This window comes from Staphylococcus sp. GDH8C109P (genome assembly GCF_017893405.1).
Lineage (GTDB): Bacteria > Bacillota > Bacilli > Staphylococcales > Staphylococcaceae > Staphylococcus > Staphylococcus cohnii.
Map to the genome: position 1 here is coordinate 279,393 of NZ_JAESMX010000014.1, position 18,408 is coordinate 297,800.

The window sequence follows — 18,408 nt, forward strand, 5'->3', positions numbered from 1 at the left end:
ATGAAACTTTCAGTAACAGGTTTGGGTTATATTGGTTTGCCTACAGCTTTATTATTTGCATCAAAAGGTATCGAAGTTACTGGTGTTGATGTTAATGAAGCTGTTGTAGAAAAATTGAACAACAAAGAATTACATATTGAAGAGAACGGGCTACAACAGTTATTAGAACAAACAGTAGATTCTAATAATTTCAAAGCTTCAACTGCAGTAGAACAGTCGGACTATTATATTATTGCTGTTCCAACTCCACATTTACAGGATAATAGTTGCGATGTTTCTTATTTAAAAGATGCAATTATGAAGCTTAAAAATGTTATTAAAAATGGAGACACTATAATTGTAGAGTCTACAATAGGACCAAGGACTATGGAAGATATTGTACAACCTATGATTGAATCTTTTGGTTATACTGTCGGAAAAGATGTTTATCTTGCTCATTGTCCAGAGAGAGTTTTACCTGGAAAAATTATTCATGAAATGATTCATAATAATAGAATTATAGGTGGAATTACTGAAGCATGTGCTAAAAAAGCTATTGAGTTGTATAAACAATTAGTACATGGTAAATTACTTGAAACAAAAGCAAGTACTGCAGAAATGTCTAAATTAATGGAAAATACTTACAGAGATGTAAACATAGCATTAGCAAACGAATTAGTTAAAATAAGCGAAAAGTTAAATATTAATGCACTAGATGTAATTAAACTAGCAAATGAACATCCTCGAGTAAATATTCATCTACCTGGGCCAGGTGTGGGTGGTCATTGTCTAGCTGTTGATCCATATTTCATTGTTGCAAGTGACCCTGAAAATTCAGAAATAATTGCAAATGCACGTAGAATTAATAATAGTATGCCTAAATATGTAATTGAAAAAGTGAATAGTATTATGGATTCCATTCAAGGTAAAAAATTAACTGTTCTTGGTTTAACTTATAAAGGGAATATTGATGATATAAGAGAATCTCCAGCACTAGATATTTATCATGAATTAAAATTAAAATCTAAATATGAAGTTGTTGCACAAGATAGCCATGTACAACTTGACTGGGTTGAAAATGATATCACAAAAGCACTTGAAAATAGTGATTTAGCATTAGTTCTAACTGATCATAATGAGTATAAAGAATTAGCTAACTATGTGAATGGAATAATGAAACAAAATATTGTATTTGATACTAAAAATATTGTTGGAAATACTGAAGAAATTAAATATTACAATTTCAATAACATTTATAGTACAAAAGAGGTTTAAAATATGAAAACCAAGAAGATATTAATCCTTTGTCAGTATTTTTATCCTGAATATGTTTCATCAGCAACGTTACCAACACAAATGGCTGAAGATTTAGTAGATAAAGGTATAAAAATAGATGTTATGTGTGGTTGGCCATATGAATACTCTCAATCACATAAAACATTGAAAAAAGAAAAGTATAATGGAATAAATATTAGAAGGTTGAAATATGCTCAATTTAATAATAAGTCAAAAATTGGTAGACTTATAAACTTCTTCTCGTTATTTGCAATGTTCTTAATTAATATGCCAAGAATGTTGAAATACGATCATATTCTTGTTTATTCTAATCCTCCAATTCTACCTTTTATACCTGATTTGATACACAGAATATTTAAGAAGAAATATTCGTTTGTTGCTTATGATATAGCACCAGATAATGCAATTAAAACAAGGGCTACTAAACCAGGTAGTATGATTGATAAGGTAATGAAATATATTAATAAACATGTTTATAAAAATGCAGAGCATGTTATTGTCTTAGGTACTGAAATGAAAAATTATATATTAGAGAATAAAATTTCTAATAATAAAAATAATATTCATGTTATACCTAATTGGTATGATGAAAAATCATTAAGTAAAGACACAGTATATAATGATGCTTTTAAAGATATTAAAAGTAAATATAATAAAATACTTTTATATAGTGGAAATATGGGACAACTTCAAGATATGGAAACGATAATGCAATTTCTTAATGGTGTTAAAGACAACAAAGAAGTAGCTACTGTTTTATGTGGACACGGTAAGAAAAAAGAAATAGTAGATAATTTTATTGAAAATAATAATATAGAGAATGCTTTTGTTTATGATTTTCTTACTGGAACAGATTATTCTGATGTACTTAATATTGCAGATTGTTGCATTGCTTCACTCATACCCGAGGGTATTGGTCTAGGAGTACCAAGTAAAAATTATGGATATTTAGCTGCTGGAAAGCCACTTATCGCAATTATGGATAAAGAAACAGATATTGTTAAACAAATAAAATCTTATAATGCAGGTCTTCATGTCAATAATCAAGATTCTCAATCGATTATAAACTTTGTGGAAAATAATAGTCCTAAAGACTTTGAACAAATGGGCAGTAATGCATATAAAATTTACAAAGAAAATTATACAAGAGAATTAAGTACAGAAAAGTATTATAATTTACTGAAATAAAGGTGGAGAATTATGAAAAAGTTATTTGATATATGTTGTTCTTTATTTGCAGTGTTTATTTTTTCACCAATATTAATCGTCACATCTATAGCTATTAAACTAGAATCCAAAGGTCCAATCGTTTTTAAACAAAAACGACCTGGTATAAATAATGAAATCTTTAATATTTATAAATTTAGATCTATGAAAGTTGAAACGCCAGATGTAGCAACTGATAAAATTGATGCAAATATGTACATTACTAAATCAGGACGTTTTATTAGAAGAACTTCAATCGATGAATTGCCTCAATTATTTAATATTATTAAAGGCGATATGTCTGTAGTTGGTCCAAGACCAGCTTTATATAATCAATATGATTTGATTGCTAAAAGAACGAATGAAAATGTACATACGGTAAAACCTGGACTAACAGGCTTAGCACAAGTTATGGGTAGAGATGATATTACAGATGATCAAAAAGTTCAATATGATAAATATTACGTTGAAAATCAAACTTTTATTTTAGATATGTTTATTATATACAAAACGATTAGAAACACGATAACATCTGAGGGTGTGAAACATTAATGGCAAAAACAATTTTAATCACTGGTAAGAATGGATATGTTGGGAATCGTTTAAATGATTATTTAAAAGCACAAGGTCATGTTGTTGATCAAATTAATGTTAGAGGAAATCATTGGAAAGCATTAGATTTTAGTAAATATAACGTCGTTATACATTTAGCCGCAATTGTACATAATAATAACCCAAATGCTACTATGGTAGATTATATGAATGTAAATTACCATTTAACTAAAGAGCTAGCTGAAAAAGCTAAAACCGAAGGCGTTAATCAGTTTATTTTCTTTAGTACAATGTCCGTATTTGGACTTGATGGCGAAGTAGGGAAAGAAGTTATTATAAATAATAACACTTTAACTAAACCGACAACTTCTTATGGAATATCAAAACTACGTGCAGAAGAAATGTTACATGAAATTCAATCAAATGCATTTAAGGTAGCTGTTTTAAGACCACCAATGATTTATGGGGAATCAGCTCCAGGTAATTTTAGTAAGTTGATTAAGTTATCTAGAATATTACCTTGTTATCCTCGTATTGAAAATCAAAGAAGTAGTATATATATTGAAAATCTTAAAATTTATATTAATGAACTTATTAAGAATGAAAGTTCAGGTATATTTCATCCTCAAAATAATTACTACTTAAATACTAATCATGCAATTTTTGAAATGAGAAGAATACAAGATAAAAAATTTCTCAGTATTAAATTACCAAGTAGTTTATTAAAATTATTTAGAAAAATGTCAATCTTAAATAAATTATATGGAAATTTAGTGTATTCAAGGAATATAGATGAAGTGAATTATAATGATAATTTTATTGAAGAAACTGAATCGTATATTCAAACTTTAAAAATTAAATGAAATTTTTTAAATATCTAATGTATTATTATTAGAAAAATAATGATTAAAAATACTCGATATATCAGAATTAATGGAATTTTGATAATAAAAAATAAGCTAAAACTAGGCTGTTTGTGGCTCTTTTACGAGCCACATTGCCAATTTTTGTGATTCGTGGCAGTACAAATAAGCTGCTATCCATGGGAATTTTTTAATACCTCTATATCTAGTCCATCTCATACCATTACCATGCTGTTCTTTTGTATCACTAAATCGTCTTTCTACTTTCTGACTTCTAAGTTTGTAGACTTTTTTAATTGTATCGAGAAATCTTAAATCTTCGATTATATTTAAATCATCTTGCCAAACAAGTCTACGAATTTCTATAGTATAATTTCTGTTTTCTGTACACTTATTTAATAGTGGACATGATTTAAATTTATCTGGATTAAAAGTAATAAGGATGGCGTTTCTACACTTATCGACAAAATCAAAGGTGTTGATGATATGAGTAAGGATAATTTTAATGCACAAGGTTATAACTTTGAAGAATGAAAAAGCCACCATATGGTTAGGGGAGAAGCTTTAGTCCTAACGAGAAGTAGAAAAACAGGACAGATAGAGACGAAAATAGACTGGAACTACAGTAACTTGTAATTGAGAAGTTGTTAAAAATCACTTAAACTAAGCTCTATTATGATAAGCAACACAATTTTTAATTCTGTCGAAGATAATGTAAAGAAGAATTTAAGTTTAACAGAGATAAATGTAATTAGATCTGACAATAAAGCAGCTCAAAGATCTTTAAATCATCACACAGTGAAATGCTAAAAAACGTTAGGTAATGGTGAACTTTATTGATTCTATCTAAGAGATAATGAAAAACTATTAAATATTATAAAGCTAAGTTAAAGTTAAAATAAAATACTGAAACTTTAACTTATCTGTTCATTACTTTTTAAGTAACCAACAGTTTTTTGTAGATAAATATGCATATAGAATTTGCTAGTATAGTAAGATTGGATGACTTTTGTTTTAAAGATAATTAGGTTAATGCTGTATTTCTGAATATCATCTAAAAATAAGAATAAAATATTAATATTTAAATAGGAGAATAGAAGATGAAAAAAATAATGACGATTTTTGGTACACGGCCCGAAGCTATAAAAATGGCACCGTTAGTGAAAGAGTTGCAACAAACAGATGGTTTAGAACCAGTTGTAGTAGTTACAGCTCAACATCGTGAAATGTTGGATAGCGTTTTGAAAATATTCAAAATTATACCAGATTATGATTTAGATATTATGAAGCGAAATCAAACATTATCACGAATTACATCACGAGTAATTACAAAATTGGATGATATTATACAATTTGAGAAACCAGACATGATTTTAGTTCATGGAGATACTATGACTACATTTGCAGGAGGTCTAGCTGCGTTTTATAATCAAGTATCAATAGGTCATATTGAGGCAGGGTTGCGTACATGGAATAAATATTCTCCTTTCCCAGAAGAGATGAATAGACAAATGGTAGGTACTATGGCTGACTTGAATTTTGCACCTACGAGTATTGCGGCGAAAAATTTAAGAGATGAAAATAAACCTGAAGATACAATTGTTATAACAGGTAATACTGCTATAGATGCGATGAAGACAACAATTAATGAAAAATATTATTCAGAAATAAATGAAAAGCATAAAGGCAAACGAATAATATTATTAACTTCACATAGACGTGAAAATATTGGGGAACCTATGCATAATATTTTTCGAGCAGTCAGAAATATAGCTGATGAGTTCGAAGATGTAGTTGTTGTTTACCCAATTCATAAAAACCCAAAAGTAAGAGAAATAGCCAAAACATATTTGAAAAACCATGAAAGAATTGAATTAATAGAACCATTAGATGTTTTTGATTTCCATAATTTTGCCAATCAATCATATTTAATTTTAACGGATTCCGGAGGTGTTCAAGAAGAAGCACCATCATTAGGTAAACCTGTTCTTGTACTAAGAGATACTACAGAGCGCCCAGAAGGTGTTGAAGCAGGAACATTAAAAGTGGTAGGAACTTCAACAGAAGCTATTTATAAAACTACTAAGACTTTATTAGAAAATAAAAAATTATATAGTGAAATGAGTAAAGCACGAAATCCATATGGTGATGGTTATGCTTCTCAAAGAATTTGTGAAAATATTAAATATCATTTTGGTATTTTAAGTGAAAAGCCATTACCTTTTAACTAATTTTTATTTTAGGATTTTAAAAGTATAATAAAAATACAAAAATAAGATGTTAACGAATCTGAAATAATTATTTTCAGATTCGTTTTTCAGTATAGAGAATTAATTAAATGATGGAAGATGATTAATTTAGCAATATCACTAACAAGGGGAAGCGTATCATAAGTGATGCGGTTTTTGATAAGCTTCCCCTTGTTTGTGATTTAGCTAAATAAATCTCATTAAGTAAATGAATTCATATTATTAAAATTGTATAAACGATAAAATTACTATACTTCTAATTAAATGTAGCTCTTTCATTTTGTTATCACCATAGTTTTTTTATTTATCATTACCTATATTAGTAAAAATCATCTCTTTTTTCTCAACGAATTTTTATAATTTTTTTATATCATTTTTAAGTATTGTCTATATGTGGATTCAATGTTCTGTTTGTTTTCATATTAATTGGTAACAAATCTAAAAATTTATTAATATCTTGATAAAGCTTACTAACTTGATATTCAAACATCAACATTACTTTTTCTATCTCTTCTTCTTTATCTTTAAGAAATCCATTCAATATTTCGTGCGCATGGTCATTTAAACTATCTGGGTTAATTTCTCCATAATCTTCCATTTCACTTTGTATTGCATCTTCTATAAATTTTTCTTCACTATCATTTATGAATTTATATAAATCAGAATTTTCATCAAGTAATTTTAAGATATCAATTATATTAAGTGAACTCAATATTGATTCTGCTTCTATATAAGAATCTTCATAGTCTTCACACATTACCATATCTTCCAAAAAACAATTCAAAAGATTTTCTATCTCACTTAAATAATATTCGAAAGTGTTCATATTAACCAATGAACCATCTAAAAATTTTAATCTAAACGATTTACCTATAGTTCGCCCAGCTACTTCGATTGGCATGTAAAATGACTCTGATAACTCCTCCGATGCCTTCTTAATAGTTTCTAAATAGTAATAGACTAAGCTTACATTCTTTACTTCCTCTTTCAAATAATATTCGAAAGACTTTTCAATTAGTCCAGGTAGTACTTCTTTATTTAAATAGTTCATAAAATGCTCATCCTTAAAAAGAACTCCTGCTTCAAAATTATTCTTTGATTCACTAGAAAAATTTGCTGAACCAATATATGCTACAGAATCGGTAGCAATAATTTTCGAATGATTAGAGAAAGAGAAATACACCTCAAGGTTACAGTTAAAAGATTTTGGATCTAATTTTTCGATATAATTATTAATTATCTTTTTTGCTTGACTTTTATAATTACTTTTAAAATAAGAGTCGAACCTTCCAGGAATATTTGTAAATAACTTAACATGTTGATTTTGATTCAAATCTTTCAGAGATTGTATTAAAGAGTCATCACTTTTTGATACGTTGTATGTAGTAATTATAATTTCATTAGCAATTTTAAAACTGTCCAATACTTCTTTGAAACTATTTTCATTTTCACTAAATATAAATTTTCCGTTCTCAATAACATGTTCTTTTCGCAAAATATTATACCTCCATTAAGTTAAATATTTAATATTTCTCTCTAATTATATAAAACCTCAGTTTAGGTAGTTATCTCTACAAATTGCAAATTGGGAGCCTCTAAATTTGTTTCTGATTTACTTGATTAATCACGTATTTTTATTTAATTACTTTTATTGACTTAATTTTGTAAATGAATAGATCTTTTTTACACAATATTTAAATTATTATCTTACATACATTCAACACCTTTTAACTTATTAAATGCTTCTATAAAATTATATTGTAAGGAATACCCCCATATACATTAGCCATTTACCTCCTCCTTTGCTTTATCTATCAATCTATTTTGCTTAATTCTATCAAAGCACAATAACATTTTACACTTAATCGTTGATTTAGTCTTTATTTCATTTTAAACAAAAACTCTATGAAAATGCTAAAATATAAATAATATGTGAAGTTATTTAGGAGGTTTTGTAGATGGCGACAATTGAATTCGAAGAAAAGTTATGGCAAGCTGCAGATAAATTACGTGGAAGTATGGATGCAGCAGAATATAAGAATGTAGCGTTAGGTATTATATTTTTGAAATATGTGTCTGATTCTTTTGAAGAAAAGTATGAAGAATTGAAAAATGATGAATATGCAGACCAAGAAGATAAAGATGAGTATTTAGCAGAGAATATTTTCTGGGTTCCTAAAGAAGCACGTTGGCAATATATTAACGATAATTCAAAGAAACCAGAAATTGGTCAAATTATTGATAAAGCAATGATAGCAATTGAAAAAGAAAATGAATCATTAAAAGGTGTTTTACCTAAAGATTATTCTAGACCAGCATTAGATAAAGAAAAATTAGGCGATATTATTGACCTATTTACATTCAAAGTTGGAGACTCTGAAAGTAAGAAGCAAGACGTCTTAGGTCGTGTTTATGAATACTTTATCGCAAAATTTGCGAGTGCTGAAGGGAAAAATGCGGGGGAATTCTATACACCTGCATCAATTGTTAAATTACTTGTTGAAATGGTTGAACCCTATGAAGGTAGAATTTATGACCCTTGCTGTGGTTCAGGCGGTATGTTTGTACAAAGTGAGCGTTTTGTAGAGCGTCACCAAGGTCGTTTAGACAACATTGCTGTTTATGGTCAAGAATCAAATCCAACAACTTGGAAATTAGCAAAAATGAACTTGGCTATTAGAGGTATTGATAGTGACTTGGGAGAACATCATGCAGATACGTTCCATAATGATTTACATAAAGATCTAAAAGCAGATTTTATCCTCGCCAACCCACCTTTCAATGCGAGTGATTGGGGACAAGAAAGATTATTAGATGACTATCGTTGGAAATTTGGTATCCCACCAAAAGGAAATGCCAACTATGCATGGATAGAACATATGATTTCTAAGCTAGCGCCAAGTGGTACAGCAGGATTTGTTTTAGCAAATGGCTCAATGTCTACAAGCGGTAAAGATGAATTAGAAATTCGTAAAAACTTAATCGAACAAGATTTAGTAGAATGTATTGTAACTTTACCAGGTCAATTATTCTACTCAACACAAATTCCAGTTTGTTTATGGTTTGTTTCAAAAGATAAAGATAAAAATGGCAAAAATGAACGTAGAGGAGAAGTTCTCTTTATAGATGCTAGAAATGTTGGAAGTATGGTATCTAGAACACTAAAAGAATTCTCTAATGACGAAATTAAAGATATAGCAAGTGTATATCATTCATGGCGCGGAACAAATAATAATCAATATGAAGATAAAGCAGGCTTTTGTAAAGTAGCAAAGACTGACGAAATTAAAGATAATGAATATATCTTAACACCAGGTCGTTATGTTGGATTAGCAAAAATAGAAGAAGATTCAGAACCCTTTGAACAAAAAATGGATCGAATTACAGCGGATTTAAGTGAACAATTTGCAAAATCAAAAGAACTCGAAGACCAAATCCGTAAGTCACTGGAGGGATTGGGTTATGGAGTATAAATTAAAAGATTTAGTTGATATTAAGTATGGAAAAAATCAAAAAAATGTAAAAAATCCTCGTGGAGAATATCCAATTTTAGGGACTGGAGGAATAATGGATTACGCAGACGACTTTCTGTACGATAAACCAAGTGTTTTAATTGGTCGAAAAGGGAGTATCGGCAAGGTAAAATATATAGAAGAACCTTTTTGGACTATTGATACATTGTTTTACACTATTGTTAATGAAAATCTTGTGATACCTAAATATTTATACTATAAGTTAAGTCAAATAGACTTTAATTATTATAATGAAGGAACTACAATCCCTAGTTTGAGAACAGAAACGCTGTATAAAATAGATATAGATTTGCCAAAAAAAAACATGCAAAAAAAAGTAGTTAATATATTAAATACTATTGATAAAAAAATAGAAAATAATCAAAAAATTATAGCAAACCTTGAAGAACTCTCACAAACACTATTCAAACGGTGGTTTGTTGATTTTGAATTTCCTGATGAAAACGAGAACCCATACAAATCAAGTGGTGGAAAAATGATCGATAGTGAATTGGGTGAAATGCCTGAACTTTGGAGTGTTAAAAATATAAATGAATTATTAAAAATATACTCAGGTTACGCTTTTAAAAGTAAATGGTGGTCTGATGATGGGTACAATGTCATAAAAATTAAAGATATTAATAATAATTCGATAGATATCACCGGATTAGATAAAGTAAATGAAATTTATGTAGAAAAAGCATCTAATTTCAAAGTCTATGGAGGGGAAATATTAATAGCTTTAACAGGGGCAACAGCAGGTAAACTTGGTATTGTTCCAAAGTTAAAAGAGCTTGCTTTTGTTAATCAACGAGTAGGGCTTATCACATCGAATATTGATAATGTATATATTTATCATTTATTAAAAAGTGATAGAATTAGAAGATTAACTCTTGATCAAGCAATTGGAAGTGCTCAAGCGAATATATCACCTGTTAAATTTGGAAGCATAAAGATATTATGGGCTGATGAAAAAACAATAGATAGATATTGTCAATTAACAAGAAGTAATTATAAAAAAATAGTTGAATTATATAGTGAGAATAACGATTTAATCCAACTACGTGATACGTTACTACCAAAATTAATGTCGGGTGAAATAGAGATACCTGATGATATCGAGGTGAATGAAGATGAGCTTTCAATTTAGTGAGGACGATTTAGAACAAGTTGCTCTTGAATGGTTTGAAGAACTTGGTTATACAGTTAAAAAAGGTCGAGAAATTAGTGAAACAGGTATTACGCCTGAACGAGAGAGTGATAAGGATGTTGTGCTTGATAACCGTTTAGATAACGCTTTAAGACGTATTAACCCAGATTTACACAATAATGCTATTCAACAAGCAATTCATGAAATATCCATAGAAAAATCACCAAATTCAATTGAAAATAATCGAATATTCCATGAAATGCTCACGAATGGGATTGAAGTAGAACATTATAATGACGATGGGGAAACAATCAATGATTTAGTTTATGTATTTGATTTTAATAATCCAGAGAATAACGACTTCCTAGCTGTGAATCAATTGACCGTAGTAAATGGTGATTATAATAAAAGGCCAGATGTTGTATTATTCATTAATGGTTTACCTGTTGTTGTCATTGAACTTAAGAGTTCGACTAATGAATCTGTGGGTGTAGAAGATGGTTATCATCAATTAGAAACTTATAAAATGAGAATTCCTCAATTATTTAATCACAATGCTGTATTGGTGACAAGTGATGGTATTAATACAAAAGCGGGCTCTATGACTGCAGATTATGATCGTTTCATGACATGGCGAACAAAAGATGGTAAGACTGAAGCTTCGTCTACAATGGCAAGTTTAGATGTATTAATCCATGGCATGTTAAATAAAGAAGTATTATTAGATTTAATTCGACATTTCATTTTATTCCAAGATGATGGCAAAGGACATATTGTTAAAATTTTAGCTGCTTATCATCAATATTATGCGGTTAATAAAGCCGTTGATCGCGCAATAGAAGCCACTTCTGACCAGGGAGATGGTAAAGGTGGCGTTATTTGGCATACTCAGGGCTCAGGTAAAAGTTTGACGATGGTTTTCTTTTCGGGAAAATTAATTCAAAAGTTAAATAACCCTACTTTAGTTGTTGTAACAGACCGTAATGACCTAGACAATCAATTATATAGTACATTTGTAAAATCTAAGGGTCGTTCTGGTAAAGGATTATTAAGACAGACACCTAAACAAGCAGATTCTCGTAAAGAGTTGAAAGAACTATTGTCAGTTGAGTCTGGAGGTATTGTATTTACAACAATGCAGAAATTCGAACCAGAAGAAGGCAAAGTTACTATGGATGCCTTAACAGAACGTAGAAATGTTATTGTAATGGCCGATGAAGCACACCGTACACAATACGGTTTTAGCGCATCTTACGACGAAAAAGGTGAAGGTATTAAATATGGTTATGCCAAATATTTAAGAGATGCTTTACCTAACGCTTCATTTGTTGGATTCACTGGAACTCCTGTATCTTCAACAGACAAAAATACGCAAATGGTATTCGGTAATTATATTGATGTGTATGATATGACACAAGCTGTTGAAGATGGTAGTACGGTTAAAATTTATTATGAGAGTCGAATAATCCCATTAAATTTACCGACTGATTTAGATATTGATGCAGCTTATGATGATATTACTTCTGGTCAAGAAGACGACGTAAAATCACGTTTGAAGTCTAAATGGTCTCGCATAGAAGCATTATCAGGCTCAGAACAACGTGTCCATTCTTTAGCAACTGATATTATCAATCACTTTGAAACAAGACAAAAGGCGATGAAAGGTAAAGGCATGATTGTCACAATGAGTCGCCGTATAGCGGTTGATTTATATGATGAAATTGTAAGATTAAAACCCGAATGGCATTCAGATGATGATAACCAAGGTGTTATCAAAGTTGTGATGACAGGCTCCTCAAGCGACCCTAAAAACTTCCAGAGACACATTGGTCCTAAAAAAAGAAGGAACCTATTAGAGAGTCGTATGAAAGATGTTGAAGATGAATTACAACTCGTTATTGTGAGAGATATGTGGTTAACAGGTTTTGATGTACCTTCTATGCATACCATGTATATTGATAAACCAATGCATGGCCATAATCTAATGCAAGCAATTGCACGTGTGAATAGAGTGTTTAAAGACAAACCTGGTGGCTTAATTGTGGACTATGTAGGTATCGCTGAAAGTCTTAAAGAAGCTTTAAAAGAGTATACAGATTCTGATAAAGAACAAACCGGTGTTGATACAGATAAAGCATTAGAAATTATGTTAATGAAATACGATGTTATTCAAGATATGTTATATAATCATGATTATTCTGACTTCGAATCAGATAAAAAATCTGATCGATATAATGTAATCTCAAGCACGATGGATTATGTAATTGGCTTAGGTGAAGAAGAAAGACAAAGATTTGTGAATACAGTCACTGAACTTGGTAAAGCATTCGCGTTATGTGCAACAGAAGAAGCAGCTCAAGAATTAAATAGTGAAATTGCGTTCTTAAAAGCCGTTAAAGCAGGCATCATTAAATTATTAGCCCCACCACCAGGAGATGATGAACGTAAAAAATCCCCAGCTGAAGTTGAAGCTGAAATTAATCAGTTGATATCAAAATCCGTTGTAACTGAAGAAGTTGTAGATATATATCAAACACTCGGTTTAGAAAACCCAGATATCTCTATTTTATCTGACGATTTCTTAAAAGATGTAGAAGGATTACAACAGAAAAATGTAGCAGTTGAATTATTGAATAAATTACTTAAAGGGCAAGTTAAGTCATTAATGAAAACGAACGCAACCGTATCTAAACAATTTTCTGAGATGCTAAGTAAATCTATTCAAAAATACAATAACCGTTCTATTGAAGCTTCCAAGGTCATTGAAGAACTGATTCAAATGGCAAAAGAAATTAATCAAGAGCAGCAACGAGGTAAAAATTTAGGCTTGAGTACAGAAGAAATTGCTTTTTATGATGCATTAGCTTCACGTGAAACAGCTAAAGAAGCTTTGGGTGATAAAGAGTTAAGAGCCATTGCACATGAGTTAACTAAAACCGTTAAGGATAACATGAGTGTGGATTGGTCTAAACGTGATAGTGCCAAAGCTAAAATGAGAGTACAAGTTCGTAGATTATTAAAGAAATATGGCTATCCACCAGATCTTCAGAAAATAGCAGTAGAACAAGTAGTAGAACAAGCAGAATTAATGGCAAGTCAGCAATAAAAAAATAATTGAGCATCTTCCAAGTAAAGCGGAAGATGCTCGTATTTTTAACTATATTTATACTTCTATTTTAATAATTTAAAAGTAAATGATACTTTAAAATCTTATTTTTTATTAGGATCGATTACTTCCAATATAATGAAAATAATTAAGACAATTCTATTACTAAAATATTATCTATATGGGTACTCGTATTCAACCTAGTGGTTTTATTGTCCAATCTTTTCGTGCATAAGGATTTAATGGATGCATGATTTCATTTGTTTGAGGATTTGTTAATATGTTGATTTTCTTACTGTGAGGTTTTAACATGTCTAATACATCATTCACTCGATTTTCCACAAGAGGTTTCTTTCCGTAGGAACCCCAAGCCAATAAAACACTATCGGCTTCTTTGACAGCTTTCATAATGTGAATATCCGTATGCTTGTCATGGCTGTTTTCGATATGTTTTAAATTAATGGGTGTATCAATATTTGAAAACAGGTTTATAAAATTAACGCCACCATATTCATCTTTTTCAGCTACTTTATTGATAATAAGTTGCGTTGTAAGGTCAACGTTGATAACACCATCATAATGAGGATACATCGTTATAATTGTGAGTACTTCTTTATCAATATCCCAAGTTTTCTTGAGAAGATAACGATGCATTTTATCCTCACTAAATATCGCTTCGGTTTCTAATACACTTTTGATTGATTTCATTTTTTATCTAACTCCTTTATTTAATATTCTTCTGGTAATAACATGACATAATAGGAAAAGCCTACATCATCTTCACGGATAACGTAGACTTTATTGATATTGATAGGTTGTTTATAATTTGCTTTATGAATTTTGACATAATCAGGTCGTTCTTGTTTATGTTTGATGTAAAGTTGCTCATTATACATATTAAATTGGAAGATATGAAAATAATCTGTGGCTAGTTCTTTAGCTTGTTCATCCTCTCTATATGAGACAATTTTCCATAATTGTTTTTGTAATGGTTCTGGTAAGTTAGAGGCAATACCTCTCGTAATATAACGTTCCATCATGATTGCTCCTTTTCTATATCTTTCATCACTGATATCACTTCGGTAATAATAGTGATACTTATTTCTGCGATATAAATCCATTTATTCATTATTGTCATTCTCCTTTTCCTAGTAAGTGTCTTTGATCTAGTAGTGGCATAACTGTATTATGAAGGTATAAAAAGTCCATATCGTTTGTTTCATCAATATAACCAATCGCAATGAGTTGTTTCTGATAGTAGAGGATAAAGGGGTATATATGTCTTTCATGAAGGGTATCAGAGTAGTAAGTATACGTATGAAGTGTTTTGTTGGTGAGTGGGCCAAGTCTTACATATTGATCAGGTAGTATGTTGTCGGAGACTTCATCGATTGCTTCACATTCCCACACTTCATTTTTGGGTAGGCTAAATAAATGTGTGATATAGTGCTTGAGTTGTTTTTCTAGTGTCATGGTTATGACCTCCTATAATGTTTTTGATGTATACATGTAATACACCATATAGATAATATATGCTTTAAAAAAAGTTTGTTTCGTTTGTGAATCCCATTGTTATTCAGAAAATATCCCAAGCAATATTTGTGAGAAAGGTTGATATGACAAGGAAATCCCGTTATCCCGCTTATTTCTCAGGAAATATAGCCATATATTTATATAATTTAGATTTGTAGGTGTAATTGTGACTTACTTTCCCTTTTTATATTATTTATTTATAAATAATAATGGGATTTCGGGATTACGCATGCGTAATCCTTCTCGTACTTGTATTTATCAAATCCCATTGTCATCCCGTTGGTTTATTATTTAGGGATGTTCTTTTGTCATATCAATATAAGCTTCACATTGAGTTGTACTTATATGTAAACTGAATTTATAAGTTAGAAAAGTGTTATTGTATGACAAAAGGACAGTAAGTATAAATTTAGCTTGTTTAAGGAAAAAATAAAGGCGAAGTGCTGAGGAGCACTTCGCCTAAAATTTATTCAAGAGAACTATTTATATTTTAATTGATTTATAATTTATAGTGCAGTAATACCACCATCTATAACAAATTCTGATCCTGTAGAATAAGAAGCATCGTCAGACCCTAAGAAACATACAAGGTTAGATACTTCTTCGGGTTGCGCAACTCTTCGCATTGGAATTGTTTTTTCGAATTCTTTAACGGCTTCTTTAACATCGTCTTGTTCTAACATTGGTGTTTTTATAACACCTGGGTGTACTGAATTAACTCGAATATTGTATGGAGACAATTCTTTAGCCGCAGCTTTTGTCATACCTCTGACCGCAAATTTTGTATCTGTATAGCCAATTGCACCACCAACAAGACCATTCATTGAAGAAATATTGATGATTGACCCTTGTTTTTGACTTTTCATAATTTTTGATACAGTTTTGATGCCTAAAAATACAGATACTTGATTAATATTTACAATTTTCATATAATCTTCTAATGATATTTGGTCAATTGTTTTATTGTATGTGATTCCTGCATTATTAACCAATACATCAATTCGATTCCATTTGTTCATAACTTCTTGAATGACATGATTCCAATCCGCTTCTTTAGATACATCATGTTTGATAAATAAAACATCGTCTCCAAGAGAATTAGCTGTTTTTTGACCTAATTCATCATTAATATCAGTTATCACGATTTTTGCGCCTTCGGCTATCGCTTTTTTGGCATGAAGTTCTCCCATACCTTGTGCACCACCTGTAATAACGACGACTTTATCTTGTAATTTTCCCATTTTAAAACATCCTTCCTCATCATTAATATTGTTCATAATGTTATTGTATATCTAACTCAATCAAGAAGCTAAAAAAGTCACTTATACTTATATATGAATATAGAGTGTTTGAGATAAAAATAAAGACGAAGTGCTGAGGAGCACTTCGTCGATAGGGGTATTATGGAAGAGTTGTTTAGTGATTTCATGATTGAGTTTTAATGTGACATAGAACTGCTTTTTACGATGTTCGTCTTTACGAATATCGATTCGGTCAATGACTGTGAGATATAACGCTTTGAGTTGTGATTTATCCATTGATTCTACGTTTTGAAATATGTGACGTAAAATAGCAGATATTTGTTTCGTATCATATGATGTTTTCTCTTGATTTTGTTGTTGCTTAAGTTGATTAATTTGATTCGTAATGTCAGTCAGTTGTGTTTTATATTTATGGATTGTTTCTTTGAGTATTGTTGTTAAGTCTGGATTATCTTCAATGGTTTTAATCAAGTTGTCTAGTTTCGCATGAATTTCATCGTATTGTTGTTGTTTATAAGCGATATCATGGTTCAATGCACCAATATCGACTTTATTCTCTTGATTGACACGTTCTAAGACTTGATTAATGACTTTATCACTTTTGACAATTTCGAGTATTTGATCCATCACGTATTTCTCAATCACATCAGCTCTAACGCTATTCGCAGAACATACTTTTGAGCCTTTATTTCGAAAGTTACTACAAGAATAATAGCGTATTCGCTTCTTGGTACCATCTTTCAATGTGTTCGTTGTGTTACTAGCTGCCATTGGTGCACCACATTGTGGGCAGTGAATAATACCTGTTAATAGATTGGTTCCTTTTCCATGAACTTGAGGTTTTTGACTAACTTGATTCATACGTGAATGTACTTTATACCATAGTTCTTGACTAATGATAGGCGAATGCTTCCCGTCAGCTACTACAGGATTATCATTAAGGCCTTTACGTCGCTTTTCATTCCAATCTTTATACTTCGCAAATTGAATTTTACCAATGTAGAAGGGATTGGAAAGGATATAAGCTATAGCTGAAGTACTGAATGGATTACCTTTCTTTGTTACATAACCTTTATGATTAAGTGCATTAGCCATTTTACGATATCCATGACCTTTAGCATATGACTCAAATATATATTTGACGATATTCGCTTCATGCTGGTTTATCATGAGTTCATGTTTACTATCCGGTATTTTGTCATATCCTAGTGGCAAATTCCCTTGATAGTAGCCTTCTTGTGCACGTCTGGTTTGGCCCATGAATACATTCTCGACAATGTTATTACGTTCGAATTCTGAGAAGCTTGCAAGTATTTGTAACATGAGCTTACCAGAAGAAGTATTGACTTCCATACGTTCAGATAAGCTGAAGAATTCGACATTTTGACGATGAAGGTCTTCAACAATTTTGAGTAAGTCTGATGTATTACGTGCGAGTCGATTTGTTTTATATACCATGACACAATCGATGAGACCCTCATTTGCATCATGTAACATACGTTGAAGTTCAGGACGGTTCATAGACTTTCCTGATATACCACGATCGGCGTATATATCTTTGACCTCGAAATGATGAAAGTTACAATATTCTTTGATTTGATTGATTTGTCCATCGATACTATAGCCTTCAGTACTTTGGATTTCCGTTGATACACGAACATAGATACCGACACGTTTTTGTTTGAGTTGTTGCATGATTT

The 18,408-nt window shown here is 30.6% G+C and carries 15 protein-coding genes; 8 read left to right on the forward strand and 7 right to left on the reverse strand.

All coding sequences use genetic code 11. The features are described 5' to 3' along the window. From KA867_RS08100 to KA867_RS08115, 4 genes are read left to right on the forward strand one after another with little or no spacing between them, the layout of a single operon-like run. A complete protein-coding gene (locus tag KA867_RS08100; protein WP_210137659.1) occupies window positions 1–1,254 on the forward strand; it encodes a nucleotide sugar dehydrogenase in 1,254 nt (417 codons plus the stop codon). Between the two features lie 3 nt (window positions 1,255–1,257). Continuing rightward, window positions 1,258–2,463 (forward strand): glycosyltransferase family 4 protein, encoded by a 1,206-nt coding sequence (locus KA867_RS08105; protein WP_210137660.1) that lies wholly within the window; start codon window positions 1,258–1,260, stop codon window positions 2,461–2,463. A 12-nt stretch (window positions 2,464–2,475) separates the two neighbouring features. Next, on the forward strand, window positions 2,476–3,033 hold the full coding sequence (locus KA867_RS08110; RefSeq protein ID WP_210137661.1) for a sugar transferase: 558 nt from the start codon (window positions 2,476–2,478) through the stop codon (window positions 3,031–3,033). After that, window positions 3,033–3,896: an NAD-dependent epimerase/dehydratase family protein gene (locus tag KA867_RS08115; protein WP_210137662.1), complete on the forward strand. Its 864-nt coding sequence runs from the start codon at window positions 3,033–3,035 to the stop codon at window positions 3,894–3,896. Before KA867_RS08110 ends, KA867_RS08115 begins: the two co-directional genes overlap by 1 nt. Before the next feature lie 102 nt (window positions 3,897–3,998). Here KA867_RS08115 and KA867_RS13430 read toward each other — a convergent pair whose 3' ends face one another. After that, window positions 3,999–4,442, reverse strand: a complete 444-nt coding sequence (locus tag KA867_RS13430) for a transposase (RefSeq protein ID WP_245355946.1) — start codon at window positions 4,440–4,442, stop codon at window positions 3,999–4,001. 554 nt (window positions 4,443–4,996) lie between these two features. Between KA867_RS13430 and wecB the strand changes: the two genes are divergently transcribed. Next, window positions 4,997–6,127: a non-hydrolyzing UDP-N-acetylglucosamine 2-epimerase gene (gene wecB / locus KA867_RS08125; protein WP_210137663.1), complete on the forward strand. Its 1,131-nt coding sequence runs from the start codon at window positions 4,997–4,999 to the stop codon at window positions 6,125–6,127. Between the two features lie 394 nt (window positions 6,128–6,521). Here wecB and KA867_RS08130 read toward each other — a convergent pair whose 3' ends face one another. Then, entirely contained in the window at window positions 6,522–7,640 is a 1,119-nt protein-coding gene (locus KA867_RS08130; RefSeq protein ID WP_210123762.1) for a phospholipase D-like domain-containing protein, read from the reverse strand. Between the two features lie 463 nt (window positions 7,641–8,103). On the opposite strand from KA867_RS08130, the gene KA867_RS08135 reads away from it, so the two are divergent. Genes KA867_RS08135 through KA867_RS08145 form a run of 3 tightly spaced genes read left to right on the forward strand, consistent with a single transcriptional unit; the run spans window position 8,104 to window position 13,913 of the window. After that, window positions 8,104–9,618 carry a class I SAM-dependent DNA methyltransferase gene (locus tag KA867_RS08135; RefSeq protein ID WP_210123761.1) on the forward strand — a complete coding sequence of 505 codons (1,515 nt, stop codon included), beginning with the start codon at window positions 8,104–8,106 and terminating at the stop codon, window positions 9,616–9,618. After that, window positions 9,608–10,807: a restriction endonuclease subunit S gene (locus KA867_RS08140; RefSeq protein WP_210123760.1), complete on the forward strand. Its 1,200-nt coding sequence runs from the start codon at window positions 9,608–9,610 to the stop codon at window positions 10,805–10,807. Before KA867_RS08135 ends, KA867_RS08140 begins: the two co-directional genes overlap by 11 nt. Then, window positions 10,791–13,913: a type I restriction endonuclease subunit R gene (locus tag KA867_RS08145; protein ID WP_210123759.1), complete on the forward strand. Its 3,123-nt coding sequence runs from the start codon at window positions 10,791–10,793 to the stop codon at window positions 13,911–13,913. The genes KA867_RS08140 and KA867_RS08145 overlap by 17 nt, the downstream gene beginning before the upstream one ends. 195 nt (window positions 13,914–14,108) lie before the next feature. On the opposite strand, the gene KA867_RS08150 is transcribed toward KA867_RS08145, so the two are convergent. The 5 genes from KA867_RS08150 to ccrB all read right to left on the reverse strand — a co-directional run bounded on the left by KA867_RS08150 (window position 14,109) and on the right by ccrB (window position 18,403). Beyond that, on the reverse strand, window positions 14,109–14,621 hold the full coding sequence (locus tag KA867_RS08150) for a DUF1643 domain-containing protein (protein ID WP_210123758.1): 513 nt from the start codon (window positions 14,619–14,621) through the stop codon (window positions 14,109–14,111). 20 nt (window positions 14,622–14,641) lie between these two features. Continuing rightward, window positions 14,642–14,950 carry a DUF960 family protein gene (locus tag KA867_RS08155; RefSeq protein ID WP_210123757.1) on the reverse strand — a complete coding sequence of 103 codons (309 nt, stop codon included), beginning with the start codon at window positions 14,948–14,950 and terminating at the stop codon, window positions 14,642–14,644. Window positions 14,951–15,047: 97 nt separating this feature from the next. Next, on the reverse strand, window positions 15,048–15,386 hold the full coding sequence (locus tag KA867_RS08160) for an SAUGI family uracil-DNA glycosylase inhibitor (protein WP_114604135.1): 339 nt from the start codon (window positions 15,384–15,386) through the stop codon (window positions 15,048–15,050). A 566-nt stretch (window positions 15,387–15,952) separates the two neighbouring features. Next, window positions 15,953–16,687: a glucose 1-dehydrogenase gene (locus KA867_RS08165; protein WP_070038608.1), complete on the reverse strand. Its 735-nt coding sequence runs from the start codon at window positions 16,685–16,687 to the stop codon at window positions 15,953–15,955. An 87-nt stretch (window positions 16,688–16,774) separates the two neighbouring features. After that, window positions 16,775–18,403, reverse strand: a complete 1,629-nt coding sequence (gene ccrB, locus KA867_RS08170) for a cassette chromosome recombinase CcrB (protein ID WP_210131797.1) — start codon at window positions 18,401–18,403, stop codon at window positions 16,775–16,777. Window positions 18,404–18,408: the final 5 nt, after the last annotated feature.